Genomic DNA, 15422 nt, shown 5'->3' on the forward strand with positions numbered 1-15422 from the left:
TCCTACACAAGAAACAAATCATCTGGCCCCTTGTAGGAGCGCGCTTCAGCCGCGAAGCTTTTTATCGGAAGCACGGAAACCGCTTGCTCTCTCTTTGAAAGGCGATATATTCAGATTAGATAGTGACAAACATACAGGGAGTGTATTTTGCCAAAAGCTCAAGCCATGCCTGCAGAACTAAAAGTCGATATCATCCACCATGGTGCGGTGGATGGCGTCACCGGCTCCTGCCATCAGCTTATTATCAATGAAAATAGCAGCCTGCTTATCGACTGTGGCCTGTTTCAGGGAGCGGAAACGGCCGGTGGCTCTAATGCCGAACAGTTAGAGATAATATTCGATATAAGCACTGTCACCGCACTCTTGATCACTCACTGCCATATCGATCATGTAGGGCGTATTCCTTTTCTTTTAGCAGCCGGATTCAACCAACCAATTTTTGCCACTACGGCCACGGCGGCACTGCTGCCTATGGTCATCGAAGATGCTATCCGGGTTGGTGTCACAAAAGATAAACGGCTTATTAAACTGTATCTGAAACAGTTGAAGAAACTGCTGGTACCAGTCGAATATAACCTGTGGTTTCCACTTGAAGTCCCTTCTCAAAAATCCGATAGAAACGCCGACACAGATGACAACAGGCAGAGCGGCTCCAGGTTTAATAAGGCTAAGGCAAAATTTAAACCTGCCGGTCATATTCTGGGTTCGGCCTACATAGAGATAGAGCTCAGCAACCCAATAACTGATAAACCCGGCAGCAAAGCATCGAGCATGCATAGAGTCGTTTTTTCGGGCGATCTGGGAGCAACTTATACACCACTGCTTGCCAGCCCGAAGAGCCCCTACCGGACAGATACATTGATCATAGAATCCACCTATGGCGATAAAAATCATCAGGGACGAAAGAGACGAACGCAAAGCCTTAGATCTGTGATAGAGAAAGCGGTGTCAGATAATGGCGTAGTACTCATTCCCGCCTTTAGCATAGGCCGAACACAGGAGCTGTTATATGAGCTCGAGCAGATCATTTTTCAGCAGCATAAGCTCTCCAAAAAGCAAGAACATAGCAAAACATGCCAATCTCAGATGTGGGAAAATATTGAGATCATCGTCGACTCACCTCTGGCGGCAAGCTTTACGAAAAAGTATCTCGAGTTCAAAGAGTTGTGGGACAAGGAGGCAAGGCAAAAGCTTAAACACCACAGGCACCCACTGGACTTCGAGCAACTCTATACCATAGACAGCCATGAAGAGCACCTGGCAACGGTAGAGTATCTCTCAAAAAGGGACAAACCCGCCATCGTTATCGCCGCCAGCGGCATGTGCAGCGGCGGTAGGATAATGAACTACCTGAAGCAGTTTATCGAAGAGCCGACCGCCGATATCCTGTTTGTGGGGTATCAGGCTCAGGGAACGCCAGGCAGGGATATTCAGACCTATGGCCCTAAGAAGGGCTATGTCGTTCTTGAAGGAAATAAACGGGATATAAAGGCCGGCGTACACACCATCAGCGGCTACTCAGCCCATGCAGACCAGGCGAACCTCATCAACTTCGTCAAACGTATGCACCACAAGCCCAAGCATATCCGCATCGTCCATGGTGATGATGAAGCTAAAGCTGCACTGGCGGCAGAGTATAAAAAACTCTTGCCCGAGGCTGAAATTGAGATAGGAATACACCGGGAGTAATAAGCGCCCTCCTATGTAGGAACGCGCTTCAGCCGCGAAGCTTTTAATAACAAACAAGGCGGCTCGCTGGTAAAGCCGGTCCTACACAAAAAGCAAAGAGCATTAATCCAGCAATGCGGCTAGCTGGGCTCTAAATTCATCACCTAACTTCTCATTGCGAAGGCCATACTCGACAAACGCCATCATGTATCCAAGCTTGTCACCGCAATCATGTGATTTACCTGTCATATGAAAGGCTTCAACTGTATCTGACTCGATCAGCATATCGATCGCATCGGTGAGTTGAATTTCATCACCGGCACCCGCTGGTGTTCTGGCAAGCAGATCCCAGATCTTTTCAGATAATACATAACGCCCCACAACCGCCAGATTTGAGGGTGCTTCATCGACGTCAGGCTTTTCAACCATCTTTGAGATGGCTGCCGAATCTCCAGCCGAGAGCTCCACACCACCACAATCGGCAATGCCATACTTATTGACATCACTGGCAGGAACCGGAGCCACCATGATCTGGCTGCATTGAGACGATTTGTAATGGCCTATCATAGAAGCTAAATTTTCACTGGTTTGATCGGCGGTATACTCATCTAAGATGACATCGGGCAGCACAACGGCAAAGGGTTGATTACCGATGCAGGGTTTAGCACATAAGACGGCATGCCCCAGACCTTTTGCCTCGCCCTGGCGCACATGCATAATGGTCACATCTTTGGGGCAGATAGCCTGAACTTCATCCAGTAACTGGCGCTTAACCCGCTTCTCCAGGGTAGACTCGAGCTCGTAGGAGGTATCGAAATGGTTTTCGATAGCATTTTTACTGGCATGGGTCACCAGCACAATCTCTTTGATCCCCGCCTTTACACATTCATTGACGATATACTGAATGAGCGGCTTGTCTACCAAAGGTAACATCTCTTTAGGTATGGCTTTGGTTGCAGGCAGCATACGGGTACCAAGTCCTGCAACCGGAATGACGGCTTTCATTTTTATCCTTAAATGAAAAGAGCTTAACTAAATTGATAATTAAGTTAAGCTCAAAAAAATTTCTACAAACTATCTAAACAGAAGCAATGAGTTACATATCATTTCCGAACAGATCCCGAGTGTAAACCTTGTCGGCTACATCGGCGATCTCTTCAACCATACGGTTCGACACAATAACGTCGGAGATCTGCTTAAATTCAGCCAGATCTTTAACTACCCGAGAGTGAAAAAATTCGGCATCATCGAGCACAGGCTCATAGACGACCACTTCGATTCCCTTGGCCTTGATACGCTTCATAATTCCCTGAATCGAAGAGGCTCTGAAGTTATCTGAGCCACTCTTCATGATTAAGCGGTATATGCCAACCCTGGTAGGGTTTTTCTTAATTATCGCATCGGCAACAAAGTCCTTACGAGTCGTATTGGCATCGACAATGGCACCGATCAAGCTGTTAGGCACATCGGCATAGTTTGCACGTAACTGTTTGGTATCTTTAGGTAAGCAGTAACCGCCATAACCAAATGACGGGTTGTTGTAATGGCTGCCTATACGAGGGTCTAAGCCTACCCCTTCGATGATCTGACGCGTATCTAAACCATGTGTTTCGGCATAGCTATCAAGCTCATTGAAATAGGCGACACGCATTGCCAGATAGGTATTGGAAAACAGTTTAACCGCTTCGGCTTCCGTCGAATCGGTAAACAGCAGAGGAATATCTTCTTTAAGAGCCGCTTCAGATAACAGATTTGCAAAAACCGTTGCACGTTCGGAGCGTTCACCTATGATGATGCGAGATGGATGCAGGTTATCGTATAACGCTGAGCCTTCACGCAAAAATTCGGGCGAGAAGATAATGTTATCGCACTTAAACTTTTCACGAACAGACTCGGTAAAGCCAACGGGAACTGTTGATTTAATCACGATAGCGGCTGAAGGGTTTATCGCCAACACATCCTCAATGACACCTTCTACAGAAGAGGTATTGAAGTAATTGGTTTCGGGATCATAATCCGTCGGCGTAGCAACAATCACATAATCTGCATCGGTATAAGCAAATTGCTTATCACAGGTAGCGATAAGGTTTAATGATTTAGTCGCCAGATAATCTTCAATCTCCTTATCGGAAATAGGCGATTTTTTATCGTTGATTAACGCGACTTTCTCTTCAATGATATCAACAGCTACAACTTCATTATGTTGCGCCAATAACACGGCATTAGACAGGCCTACATAACCTGTACCTGCAATAGCAATTTTCATTTTAAAGTCTTCCCAGAAAAATATTCGCGTACGTTACCACTCCAAAAGCAAAATGTCTCGGTCGGGCAGCACATAAAGCAGCTGATTTTTGATACTTTAGGGAGGATTGGATGAAATATCACGCCCCGATTAAACTGCAAACCAAAGGAATTCAAATATAAATGGCTGCAACTTAAGTAATAATCAAGAACTCCTGACTACTCAGTCAAGAGCCAATTACAAGTAAATGACTCAATTTCCCATTTTGTTTCGTTAAAATAGCCACACAAAGTCTACACAAAGAGCCTGCAGTTTCATTACACCGCCACTACAACCCCCTGCAGTCTCCCCAAAAAGCACAACTCTTAAATTTAAAAAGAAAAGTTTTTAGTCAAAAAATATTGGGTTTATGGCATCATACGCAACCGAAAAATAGATTCGGCCGAATATATCGCCATAGGCAGTTACAAAATGATCATTCATATTTTTGAGAATATTCCTCATCATTACCATAACTTTATTAAATTTTTCATAAACCATTGTGGAAATGAGTTCAAGCATAAAGTCTTGATCGAAAGCAGCAGTAACACCAATAACGATGAGGAAAATGTCAGACTACTGAATGAGTTGGGCTGCCAAGCTGCAATTTATCGGAATCACCAGCAACTTATTTTGCTGATGAAACAGGAAGATAAAAACGCTGAGTTCATTTTTCATAGCCTGCTGAACCGCAGACTATGGTTAAAACTACTATTAACAAACCTGCCGAAAAGAAGCAGTTGGGTGAGTTGGGGAGCAGACACATATCAATACCTTATAAATAAGCAAGATATGAAGCAACATGTCGCCAGAATGATTCACAGTATCACGTGTAATAGAATGCACTATGTAAAGTCGCTCAACCCCGGCGATGGTAAACTAATTAACCAACTACTTGGGCGCAAGCAGGTCGAAACACTTCCCTACCCTCTGGTCGGTGTTGAAAAACCAGAAACTCTGGACTCAAAAAGCCACAAGACTCAAACAATTTTGCTGGGGAACTCTGCGGCAAAGAGTAATAACCACTTCGAATTACTCGATTCGATTAAGCATCTGGCAACAGAAGATATTAGCGTCCTCATGCCACTCAATTATGCCGGAACCCAGGATTATATCCATAGCGTCATAACCCAGGGAAATAAACTCTTCGGAAACAAGTTCCAGCCTATCACTGAGATGCTCTCTAAAGCAGAATATGACAATCTGCTAGCCGGTGTAGACATAACTGTATTTGCACACGATCGACAGCAAGGTTTATACGTGGCCTACTACATGATGTTACATGGAAAAAAACTTTTTTTAAAAGCATCAACCAGCACGTTTGAGAACTTTAAAAGCTATCAGTTTGATGTACATTCATTAGAGAACCTCAGCCAGCTTACATATGAGCAATTAAAGCAAACTGATCCGGTAAAACAGGTGACAAACCAGAACATTTTACTGGAAAACTTTACCGAAGCAGCCTTAGCGAGAAAATGGCATCACTTTTTTGGAAAATTAAGTCAGCAACACTGAATTGATTACACTGTAAATGTTATAATGCGCGGTTCGCCAGTAGCACTTTCAAAGAGACAACAGGTTTAAAAGATGAAAACTATCATAGTCACAGGTGGGGCCGGCTTTATCGGCAGCGCGTTAATTCGCTACCTGATCACAAGCACAGACACTAAAGTTATCAATATAGATAAACTCACTTATGCCGGTAACCTGAGTTCGCTCGATAGTATTGCCAGCCATCCGAATTACTCTTTTATTCAAGCCGACATCTGCGACAACAAAGCGATGAAGCAGGCATTTGAAATCCATAAGCCTGACTTTATCATGCACCTTGCGGCGGAATCCCATGTTGATCGTTCCATAGATGGGCCTTCAGAGTTTATTCAAACTAACATTGTCGGCACATACAACTTGTTGGAAGTCGCTCGCGAATACTGGCAAAACTTAGATGATGAATTAAAGCAAGCGTTTCGATTTCATCATATCTCAACCGATGAAGTATATGGTGATCTTGGAGACAGCGGTAAGATGTTTACCGAAGAAACCCCCTATGACCCCAGCTCTCCCTATTCGGCTTCTAAAGCCAGTTCAGACCACTTAGTTCGAGCTTGGCAGAGAACCTATGGCCTTCCCGTAGTGATCACTAACTGCTCTAACAACTATGGCCCATATCACTTCCCGGAAAAGCTGATCCCACTGGTAATTATCAATGCATTAGCTGGCAACCCCTTGCCAATATATGGGGATGGCAGCCAGATAAGAGATTGGCTATATGTTGAAGATCATGCCCGCGCTCTTTACAAAGTAGTTTCAGAAGGAGAAACCGGCGAGACCTACAATATCGGTGGTTTCAATGAGAAAACGAATCTGGAAGTGGTTACCACTATCTGTACTATCTTAGATGAGTTGATCACGAATAAGCCTGAGACCGTTATCAAAAGTGAAGATAGCTCATTTTCCAGCTTAATCACCTACGTGAAAGACAGACCCGGTCACGACTTAAGATATGCGATTGACGCCAGTAAAATTTCCAAGGAGCTAAACTGGCAGCCCCAAGAAACATTTGAATCAGGGATCAGGAAAACGGTACAATGGTATCTGGCCAATGAGAAATGGTATCAAGCTATACTCAACGGTAGTTATCAGGGGCAAAGATTAGGGTTAATGGACTAACAAAACTCAAAGTTTCATATAGTTAAAGATATTGAGCTTAGATTAAATGTGCTTGGTTCTTTATCTGTATGCTCAGTGGCAACTTAGCAGTCTTTTCATTATTCATTTTCTTAAGCTAAATCGGGTTATCTATATATTAAATAATAGATAACCTCGCAGATCATTATTTAATACAGGTTTAACAATATCGTGATTCAGAAACGAAAAGGTATTATTCTTGCTGGTGGTTCAGGCACTCGACTGTATCCGATCACAATTGCAATAAGTAAACAGTTGGTTCCGGTTTATGACAAACCAATGATTTACTACCCTCTATCTACACTAATGCTCGCTGGAATCGATGAGATCTTGATCATCACAACTGCCAAAGACCAACCTCAATTCAAGGCGCTCCTGAAAGATGGCTCCCAATGGGGTATCTCAATCACCTACGCAATACAGGAGCAGCCTAATGGTTTAGCCGAAGCATTAACCATAGGTGAAGAGTTTTTAGACGGAAGTCCATGCGCATTAATTTTAGGCGACAACATTTTTTACGCCAGAGACTTCTCTAATGTTCTAAAACGCGCTAATGACAGACAACAAGGTGCCACTGTATTTGGCTATCACGTTGCCGATCCGGAGAGATATGGCATTGTCGAGTTTGATAAAGATTTAAAGGTGATCTCCGTCGAAGAGAAACCTGAAAAGCCAAAATCTAACTATGCGCTTACGGGGTTATACTTTTATGACCATCGCGCCGTTGAATACGCAAAAAGCCTATCGCCGTCTGTACGTGGCGAGCTTGAAATTACCGATCTGAACAGAGTCTACCTGGACAATGACGAGCTTTACCTTGAGATGATGGGCCGAGGCACCGCCTGGCTAGACACGGGAACACATGACAGTTTAGCGGAAGCAACCCAGCTTATTGCTACCATAGAGCGTAGCCAAGGCTTAAAAGTTGCCTGTCCAGAAGAGGTGGCTTATCGTCGCGGCTTTATCGATAAGCAACAACTGGTGGCACTGGCCAATAAACAACTGAAAAGTGGTTACGGTAAATACTTGCTACAAGTCATCGAAGACCCTTTCTATCAGCCTGCGAACTAGTTAATGAGCATAACTAAAACCGCGGCAAAAGGTTTTTCGTGGACAGCCAGCTCAACATTGATTCGAGCTGGATTACAGATCGCGCAACTATTAATCGTTGCGCGATTTCTTTCGGCTGCAGAACTGGGCGTATTAGCAATTGTGAACTTAGTCGTTGGGTTTGCTCAGATTTTTGGTGATGCAGGCCTGTCCAATGCCATTATTTACCATAAAGAGCTAAACGCTAAACAGCTTAATCACCTCTATATTATTAACATCATGTTGGGCCTGGGCTTAACGATGTGTGTCGTGTTATTGGCGTTACCAATCAGCTTCTTCTTCGATATGCCCGCTCTGAGCCAACTACTCGTCGCGCTATCTCCCGTTTTCTTTATACGAAGCTTTATCCAGCAGCCAATGGCAAGGCTACAACAAGAGTTTAAATTCCGAGTTCTGGCCAAAGCTGAGACCATCGCCGCAGTTATCGGCTTTATCAGTTTGCTCATCTGCCTCCAACTTGAACTACGCATGACGGCAATAGTTCTGAGCCAGCTCATAGCGGCAAGCTGTCTGGCCTTCATTATTCTGAAGACCTCTGGCTGTAAACGCCCCCAATTAGAATGGCCTGAATGGAAGCCTATACGCAAACCAATCAAGTATGGTCTGTACCAGTCGGCAGAAGCCTGTGTGAACTTTTTCAGTGCTCAATTTGACCAACTCCTCATTGGTAAACTGATGGGCGCCGAAACCCTTGGTATCTACTCCTATATCAAATCATTAGTATTCAGACCTGCCATGCAGTTGATCAATCCGGTTGTACATAAGGTAACGTTCCCGCTGATGTCTCACTATAAAGATCAACACGCCATCGGGGATATTTATTGGCAGATACTCAGAGTCTTAAGCTTATTAAACCTGCCCCTTTACATGGCGTTTGTACTCTACCCCGAAGCCATTCTAGGGCTGATATTTGGTGAGAGTTGGGTCGAGCATGGGATGATACTAAGGTGGTTAGCGGTTTATATGCTTTTCATCTCCTTGATCAACCCTATTGGCGCAATGTTAAGAGCCACGGGAGAGGTTAAGCGTGGCTTTTGGTGGAATATTGTTGTCACGATAACCCGCCCTGCAATGGTTTTAGTCGGCTACCCTTTTGGCTTAATCTGGATTGTCAAAGCACTCGTTTTCCAACAGATCATACTGTTTTTTGTTCATTGGCTGGTGTTAGTAAGACCAGTCAGTCATCTATCCTTTATGCGCTTTATCAGCGCATTTAAACAATCAATATTATTATGCCTTGTGTCGTTACTAATGGTGCTCAGTATTAAATTTATACTACCAAGCATCGCAGATCTGACCCAGGCAGTGTTACTCGCAGGTGTTTACGGCCTCATGCTGCTACCGATAGCAAGAAACATCATTCAAGAGATTAGGAACAAGTAATTATGCCAGGTATTACAGGCTTCGTTGGCGAATATGCCATTTCATATGATGCAGCACCTTTTACTGAGCTATCAGGAGAAGTCGTAAAGCAGTTTCAGCAAAATAAACTGCAACTGGCGGTAACTGCGATAAAGCAGGATATTGGTTATAACTACCTGGAAACCGAAGAGCACCTTATCATTCTTGATGGTGACATCTTCTCAATCGCGGGTAAGGACGCTGACGAACCTCTGATGGTGATTCTACAAGCCCATAAAAAAGGACAACTTTCAGAGCTACTAGCCACAGTCAATGGTTACTTCTGCCTTTTAATTCATGATAAAAATGAAGACAGAGTGCAGCTAGTCTCAGATCGCTTCGGTATTAAGCCCCTGTACCTTGCTTATGAAAACCAAGAGTTAATTGGTTTTTCATCTGAATTCAAGGCATTGGCTTTGCACCCGAAAACTAAACTCACTATTGATAAAGACGCCCTGAGTGTGTTCACCGAACTCGGACATATGCTTAATCAATCAACCTGGTTTGATGAAATTAAACGCCTCGCGCCGGCCTCGATTATCACTATAGATACATCATCTGGGAGCATGGAGACAGAGCTATACTGGCAGTGGGGACAGATCGAGCCAAACTCTGAGATAAGCTTTGAAGAGGCCACAGATAAGCTGTATCAGGTTTTCGATCAGGCTGTAGGTCGCTGTATGAGAAGCATTAAACAGCCAAACCTTGCTGTCACCCTCAGCGGCGGATTGGACTCCCGCGCGATATTGGCTGCCGCCACAAATCACTTTAAAGGTAAAATATCGACCTACACCTTTGGCCACCCAAGCTGTGAAGATGCCATCATCGCAAAACGGGTCGCCGAGGTGGCAGGCGTCAGTAATACACTCCGCACGATAGATCAAAAAAATTGGTTTGAAGGCCGTGATAAAGGGATCTGGAAAACCGATGGCATGTTTAATGTCTTACACATGCATGCATTAGGCTCTGTCCCCGAAATATCACAAGAGAGTAATTATCTTTTGAATGGCTATGTCGGTGACGCAGTCCTTGGCGGAAGCCTGTTACTGGAACAATGTGAAGATGTTCCGGTATCGAAAGAGATCGCAGCGAAGAAATTCCCTGGCCTTTCACAACAGATTGTTCTGAACCCTGACTATTTCTCTGCTAAGAAATATGATCCACTGTTTCTTTACAATCGAGGCGTGCGCTTTACCGCTGCCGGCACAGATCTACTAAGCGGGCAACTGCATAACCTCAAACCATTTATGGACAACGATCTGATCGAATTTATCTACTCGGTGCCCGACAGTTACCGCAAGAAAAGTCGACTCTACAATGCCATGCTACTGAAGTATTATCCTGAATATTTTAAAGATATTCCGTGGCAACAAACCGGTAAGCCCATCACATTACAGAGTGAAGAGAGTGCTGTGCCAAAAGTCACTATAAAGCGTAGATTAATCAACTTTATCAAGGCTACACCCTTTGCGGGGATTGCCCATATAATCTATAGAAAGACGATAGCAAACAAAGGTTACACATCCTATACCGACTGGATGCAGCAACCTGAATTCAAAGCAGAGATGAACCGTTTATTGCTGTCAGATAGTGCACCGATCACTCAGCTAATTCCGGTAAAAGAGCTGGAGCAGAAGCTTACTCAGTTTTATCGCACCAAACCCAATAATGCAGACAGTATCGGTAGCTTAATCACACTGGCAATCTATCTGGAGCAACTGAAAAAGTTCAGGAGTTTTTAATGCAAGCTAAGGTTTATGTCATAGGAAGTAGCGGACACGCCAAGGTCGTTATCGACGCGATAGAGGCCGAAGCCGACTATGAGGTAGGGGGTCTAATCGATGACTTCAAACCGGCCGGTGAAACAGCTTTAGGTTACCCGGTAATTGGAAAGCTGGAGCATATCGCCAAGCTTGTACAACAAACTGAATCCGAAAAACCCGTTAACCTGTTTATCGCCGTCGGCGATAACTATAACCGTAGCCTTATAGCAGACAAAATTGATGCCATGGCACTCAAGGTAAACTACATTCATATACAACACCCTAAGGCCAGCATCAGTAAACACGCAAAAATTGGCCCCGGCAGTATAATCATGGCCAATGCCAGCGTAGGTCCTGAAACTCAAATAGGTACCCACGTAATCATTAACCATAATGCCAGTGTTGACCACGAATGCACACTGGGCCATTTCAGCAGTGTTTCTCCAGGCGCGGTACTGTGCGGCAACGTGCAGCTTGGTGAACAGTCAGCGATCGGAGCCGGCGCTACCGTTATTGAGAAGGTCGTTATTGGTAACAATTCAGTTATCGGCGCTGGCTCTGTTGTTATAAAAGCGATAAAAGATAACCAATTGGCTATTGGCAGCCCGGCAGATACAGTTAAAACTCGCGAGCCGGGTGAAAAATATTTAAAATAACTGTTGTCCAAGACAATAACAATCTTGTTCTTGGTACTGCCGTTTGAATGATTTTTTCATCTATTACATTTAAGGTTATAACATGCTCAAAAAGCTGCTCTCTGCACTCTTAATATCACTCATCACAATTAGTTCAAGCTTTGCTTCCACAACAGAGCTTATGCAACAGGCAGAAAATGGCGATAAGCTTGCCGCTTATCGACTCGCCAGCCATTATGACAAACAGACCGTCGATACCGATAACAACCAGAAACTAGCGGTGAAATGGTTCAAAAAATCAGCAGAGGCGGGATTTGAAACGGCGCAGATGGTGCTGGCATTTAAATACGCACTGGGTAATGGCACAGAAAAGAATATGCAGACGGCTTATACCTGGTTTGCAGTTGTCGCAGAAACCGGGAATGAAACAGCCATAGCTTACCGCAATAAAGCGGCGCTTGAGCTTACACCAGAGCAGATCTCTTCTGCTGAAAAACAGGCTCGAGTGTGGATCAAGAAGTTAGCCACTAAAAAATAAAAAAAATAAAACGACTTAAAAGGTTATACCTTCTACTATGGAGTAGCACTTCACTGAAGTGCTACTCCTCGGAAATGTTACTGCCTCAACTCCCTCGGCAATAATATCAGACATTAATATCAGACATTAATATCTTCCACCTAATTTCATTAGCTGACATCAAAGCTCAAAAAAAACGACGCAAGTCAACGCTGACATTATTCCATGTATTTGGTATGACAAAGTTAACAAAGCAGGTATGCGTCCTCTTTCTCCAGAACATTCAGATTCAATGAAACCTGCGCTCAAAAGAGATATAAAGCTCACCTTGCTTCTTATTCTTATACCGGCTATTGAGATCGCAACTTAGCGAACGGCTCTTAATGCCCGCTTCACCAAGAGACAGATATCCTCGACATCATCGCTTGTTATATCGGCATAAAGAGGCAGACAGAGCACGCGTCGACTTATCTCATTTGCGATAGGGGTATCCCCCTGCATGCCATAGCAGGGCACCTCAGACAGGCTGGGATAGAAGTAGCGGCGCGTCTGAATCCCTGATTCAGTCAACAGAGGCATTAACTGTAATAGCTCCTGCTCTGAGCGACACAATACAGGCATATAAGCCCCATTAACACTGCTGTCTCTTGCCCACCGCTGGAACTCGAACTCGTCAGCAAGCCGCTCTTGGTAGGCGTTGACGCAGGCGATACGATGGCTCTGACGAGCCTCGATATCATCGAGCAGGGCGAGCCCCATTGCCGCATTAGTTTCATTGAGCTTGGCGTTGATGCCAACCAGTTCCGGATACTGTTTACCATCGAAGCCAAAGTTAATCAGTTGCTTGGCTTTGATAAGGTCCGCTTCATGTTTAAAGATGATCGCGCCGCCCTCGACGGTGTGAAATATTTTGGTCGCATGTAGGCTCAGGGTGCTGGCATCGCCCCAGTTTAATATTGACTCGCCTTTATACTTGCAGCCAAATGCATGGGCCGCATCATAGATAACTTTGAGCTTATGTTTCCTGCTCAAACTCTCCAGTTTCTCGACATCGCATGGGTTACCAAATACATGGGTGGCAACGACACCATCACAGCTATCGGCTAGCTCATCAGAAATACAATCAGGGTCGATATTAAGGCTAGCCTTATCAATATCGACAAACTGACAGCTATGGTTTTGCCAGGCAAGTGAGCTGGCCGTGGCCGCAAATGAAAACGGCGTGGTGATCACCCTCTCCCCCAGATTCAGTGCACGGTATGCCACCTGCAATGCCAGCGTGCCGTTGGAGACCAGCATTAGATGTTTAACACCCAGATACTCTGCCAGGCGTCGCTCCAACTCCTGATGCAGCGGCCCGGCATTGGTCAGCCAGACATTGTCGAAAACGGATTTAATGTATTGCTGGTACTTTTCAAGTTCAGGCAAGACGGGACGAACGATAGGGTATTTAATCATGGACAGAATCAATTTAAACCAGAAGTTAAAGGTCAAGCTATAAGCGATAAGCTATAAGCTATAAGGTTCGAGGAGCTGGTTAAGAATCTTACAACAGGATCCTGGAATGAATTCAGGATGACGAGAAAGCTTAATCCCTCAAACTGCAACGTATTCTAACAGGAAGCAAGATAATGTATAGGCTAAGCATAAAGAAACATACATAAGGAACTAGTCCCTAGGTACTATCACTCAGGAGAGAGTCCTTTCACAAAGCGTTTTCACGCACCTTACTTATCATAAGAACAGAATTAAGTAGCTAGAAGGCTTGTAGATATGGTAAATCTCAGGCAATAAAAAAGCAGGCCTAAGCCTGCTTTTTACAACTAATAAGTAATATTACTTCTTAGTTGTATTCATAACAGCACGGTCGCCAGCATTGTAGTAAAGTGCGCTTACTTCAATGTTCTCTTTTGGTGCGTTAACGATGATGTCGAATGCTACATCACCTTCGATACCCGCATCACGTAGAGCAGCTGTGATGTTAGTCTGAGCTTGCGCCTTAGCTGCAACACCTAGAGTGTAAGACTTAGGAGCAACCCATGCAGCATCGTTCTGTGCATATACTAGTACTTCGATGTCACCATCTTGGCTAGAAGTGTTAGACACGTTAACGATTGGAGAGTAACCATCGCGGAAAGGCATGAATGGAACGTGTACAACTGCACCATTTAGCGTCCACTCACCAGCAGCTGCATCATTCAATAGAACGATATTTTGAGCTTTAGTGGCTGCATCTGTGTAGTTTAGCTCAGTTGATACAACAAACTTCTGAGTTTGAATTGCAGCATCAGCTAGACCAGCTTCACTACCTTCAACATCGATAGTAACGGTTACGCCACCATTAATCTTGCTAGAACCGTTTGTAGCCACTTCAACGCGGTCATTATATACAGTAACATCTAATGCAACTGGAGTTCCTGCATCATCAAAAGCTGTTACATTTGATGTAGTGATAACACCAGTTGTCTCATCAGCTTCACCCAGGAATGAGAAATCACCAGTGATGATATGCTCAGCAGATACCGGTGTCGCTTTCTGTGAGAAAGCGTAGTTTGCTGAAGGGCTAGAATCTGGAATTACTGTACCTTCAAGATCAGTAGATGTAAGAACTAGATCATCAACTGTTTCGTTAGTCGTTGTATTAACGTAGAAGTTTAGACGCTTAGAGTTAACATCGATGATAGCATCAAGCGGAGTTGAAACTTCAGCAGTGAACTGGTCAGCAGTAGAGAAAAGAGCAGCAGTATTGGTCTTTTCAACATCTAATGGGAAACCATTAGATGTTTCTGCTGCGTAAGTTGCATTAACAGCACCTGAAGCTAGAATTGACGTGTTAGTGAACATCAAGCCACCAAAGTCAATAACTGCACCTTTAGTTGTTGCAACAGCATTTGGTGTAGTTGGATGAACAGTAAGTGTTAAATCAGTAACACGGAAAGTTAACTTGTTTGCTTCTGTAGACAGAAGACCTAGAGTCATAGATGAATTAGCTGCATCATTTTGAACAGGATCTAATGTAATTACTGAAGTAGCAGCAGTGTTAGCAAGGCTTAGATCGCCGCCAGCAAAAGTAACAGTGATGATATCATCTACTTTATACTCAGCATTCAGAGTTACAGAGATTTTATCAGTAGCTTCGCTGTTTGTGTTGTTACCATCGATAGAGGTAAACGCAGTTGCAACAGCACCTTGGTTTGAGATAAGTGCTTCAGGAGTAACTACAGTAGCAGCAGAAGCAGCCATAGATACTGATGAGATTGCTAACGCGATTAGCGATTTTTTCAACATTTTTATCTTCCTTAAGAAAGTTTCATGAAACTGGAAGGGTGTCCTTCCCGATGTCTCGATTATGGCCG

General features: G+C 44.2%; 12 protein-coding genes. 8 read left to right on the forward strand and 4 right to left on the reverse strand.

Annotated features, from left to right (window positions below; genetic code table 11):
- Positions 1-165 precede the first annotated feature (165 nt).
- Positions 166-1689 (forward strand): MBL fold metallo-hydrolase, encoded by a 1524-nt coding sequence (locus Q1B47_RS07625; protein ID WP_299791910.1) that lies wholly within the window; start codon positions 166-168, stop codon positions 1687-1689.
- Positions 1690-1791: 102 nt separating this feature from the next.
- Here the strand turns inward: Q1B47_RS07625 and galU are convergent, their stop codons facing one another.
- Both galU and Q1B47_RS07635 read right to left on the reverse strand, forming a co-directional pair.
- Positions 1792-2673 (reverse strand): UTP--glucose-1-phosphate uridylyltransferase GalU, encoded by an 882-nt coding sequence (gene galU / locus Q1B47_RS07630; RefSeq protein WP_299791163.1) that lies wholly within the window; start codon positions 2671-2673, stop codon positions 1792-1794.
- Positions 2674-2764: 91 nt separating this feature from the next.
- Positions 2765-3934 (reverse strand): nucleotide sugar dehydrogenase, encoded by a 1170-nt coding sequence (locus Q1B47_RS07635; protein ID WP_299791166.1) that lies wholly within the window; start codon positions 3932-3934, stop codon positions 2765-2767.
- A gap of 450 nt (positions 3935-4384) precedes the next feature.
- Between Q1B47_RS07635 and Q1B47_RS07640 the strand changes: the two genes are divergently transcribed.
- From Q1B47_RS07640 to Q1B47_RS07670, 7 genes are all read left to right on the forward strand, one after another.
- Positions 4385-5467, forward strand: a complete 1083-nt coding sequence (locus Q1B47_RS07640) for a TDP-N-acetylfucosamine:lipid II N-acetylfucosaminyltransferase (RefSeq protein WP_299791169.1) — start codon at positions 4385-4387, stop codon at positions 5465-5467.
- A 72-nt stretch (positions 5468-5539) separates the two neighbouring features.
- Positions 5540-6622 (forward strand): dTDP-glucose 4,6-dehydratase, encoded by a 1083-nt coding sequence (rfbB, locus tag Q1B47_RS07645; RefSeq protein WP_299791172.1) that lies wholly within the window; start codon positions 5540-5542, stop codon positions 6620-6622.
- A 192-nt stretch (positions 6623-6814) separates the two neighbouring features.
- Entirely contained in the window at positions 6815-7711 is an 897-nt protein-coding gene (gene rfbA, locus Q1B47_RS07650) for a glucose-1-phosphate thymidylyltransferase RfbA (protein ID WP_299791913.1), read from the forward strand.
- Positions 7712-7714: 3 nt separating this feature from the next.
- On the forward strand, positions 7715-9133 hold the full coding sequence (locus tag Q1B47_RS07655; protein ID WP_299791176.1) for an MOP flippase family protein: 1419 nt from the start codon (positions 7715-7717) through the stop codon (positions 9131-9133).
- A 2-nt stretch (positions 9134-9135) separates the two neighbouring features.
- On the forward strand, positions 9136-10893 hold the full coding sequence (locus Q1B47_RS07660; protein ID WP_299791179.1) for an asparagine synthase-related protein: 1758 nt from the start codon (positions 9136-9138) through the stop codon (positions 10891-10893).
- Positions 10893-11570 (forward strand): acetyltransferase, encoded by a 678-nt coding sequence (locus Q1B47_RS07665; protein WP_299791182.1) that lies wholly within the window; start codon positions 10893-10895, stop codon positions 11568-11570. Before Q1B47_RS07660 ends, Q1B47_RS07665 begins: the two co-directional genes overlap by 1 nt.
- An 82-nt stretch (positions 11571-11652) precedes the next feature.
- The gene (locus tag Q1B47_RS07670) at positions 11653-12087 is read left to right on the forward strand and encodes a hypothetical protein (protein ID WP_299791185.1); all 435 of its coding nucleotides are present in this window, start codon (positions 11653-11655) and stop codon (positions 12085-12087) included.
- A 345-nt stretch (positions 12088-12432) separates the two neighbouring features.
- On the opposite strand, the gene Q1B47_RS07675 is transcribed toward Q1B47_RS07670, so the two are convergent.
- Together Q1B47_RS07675 and Q1B47_RS07680 are read right to left on the reverse strand one after the other, a co-directional pair.
- Positions 12433-13524: a DegT/DnrJ/EryC1/StrS family aminotransferase gene (locus Q1B47_RS07675; RefSeq protein ID WP_299791188.1), complete on the reverse strand. Its 1092-nt coding sequence runs from the start codon at positions 13522-13524 to the stop codon at positions 12433-12435.
- A gap of 378 nt (positions 13525-13902) precedes the next feature.
- Positions 13903-15354 carry a hypothetical protein gene (locus tag Q1B47_RS07680; RefSeq protein ID WP_299791191.1) on the reverse strand — a complete coding sequence of 484 codons (1452 nt, stop codon included), beginning with the start codon at positions 15352-15354 and terminating at the stop codon, positions 13903-13905.
- Between the last annotated feature and the right edge of the window lie 68 nt (positions 15355-15422).

The sequence above is a fragment of the uncultured Shewanella sp. genome (assembly GCF_947501225.1).
GTDB lineage: Bacteria > Pseudomonadota > Gammaproteobacteria > Enterobacterales > Shewanellaceae > Shewanella.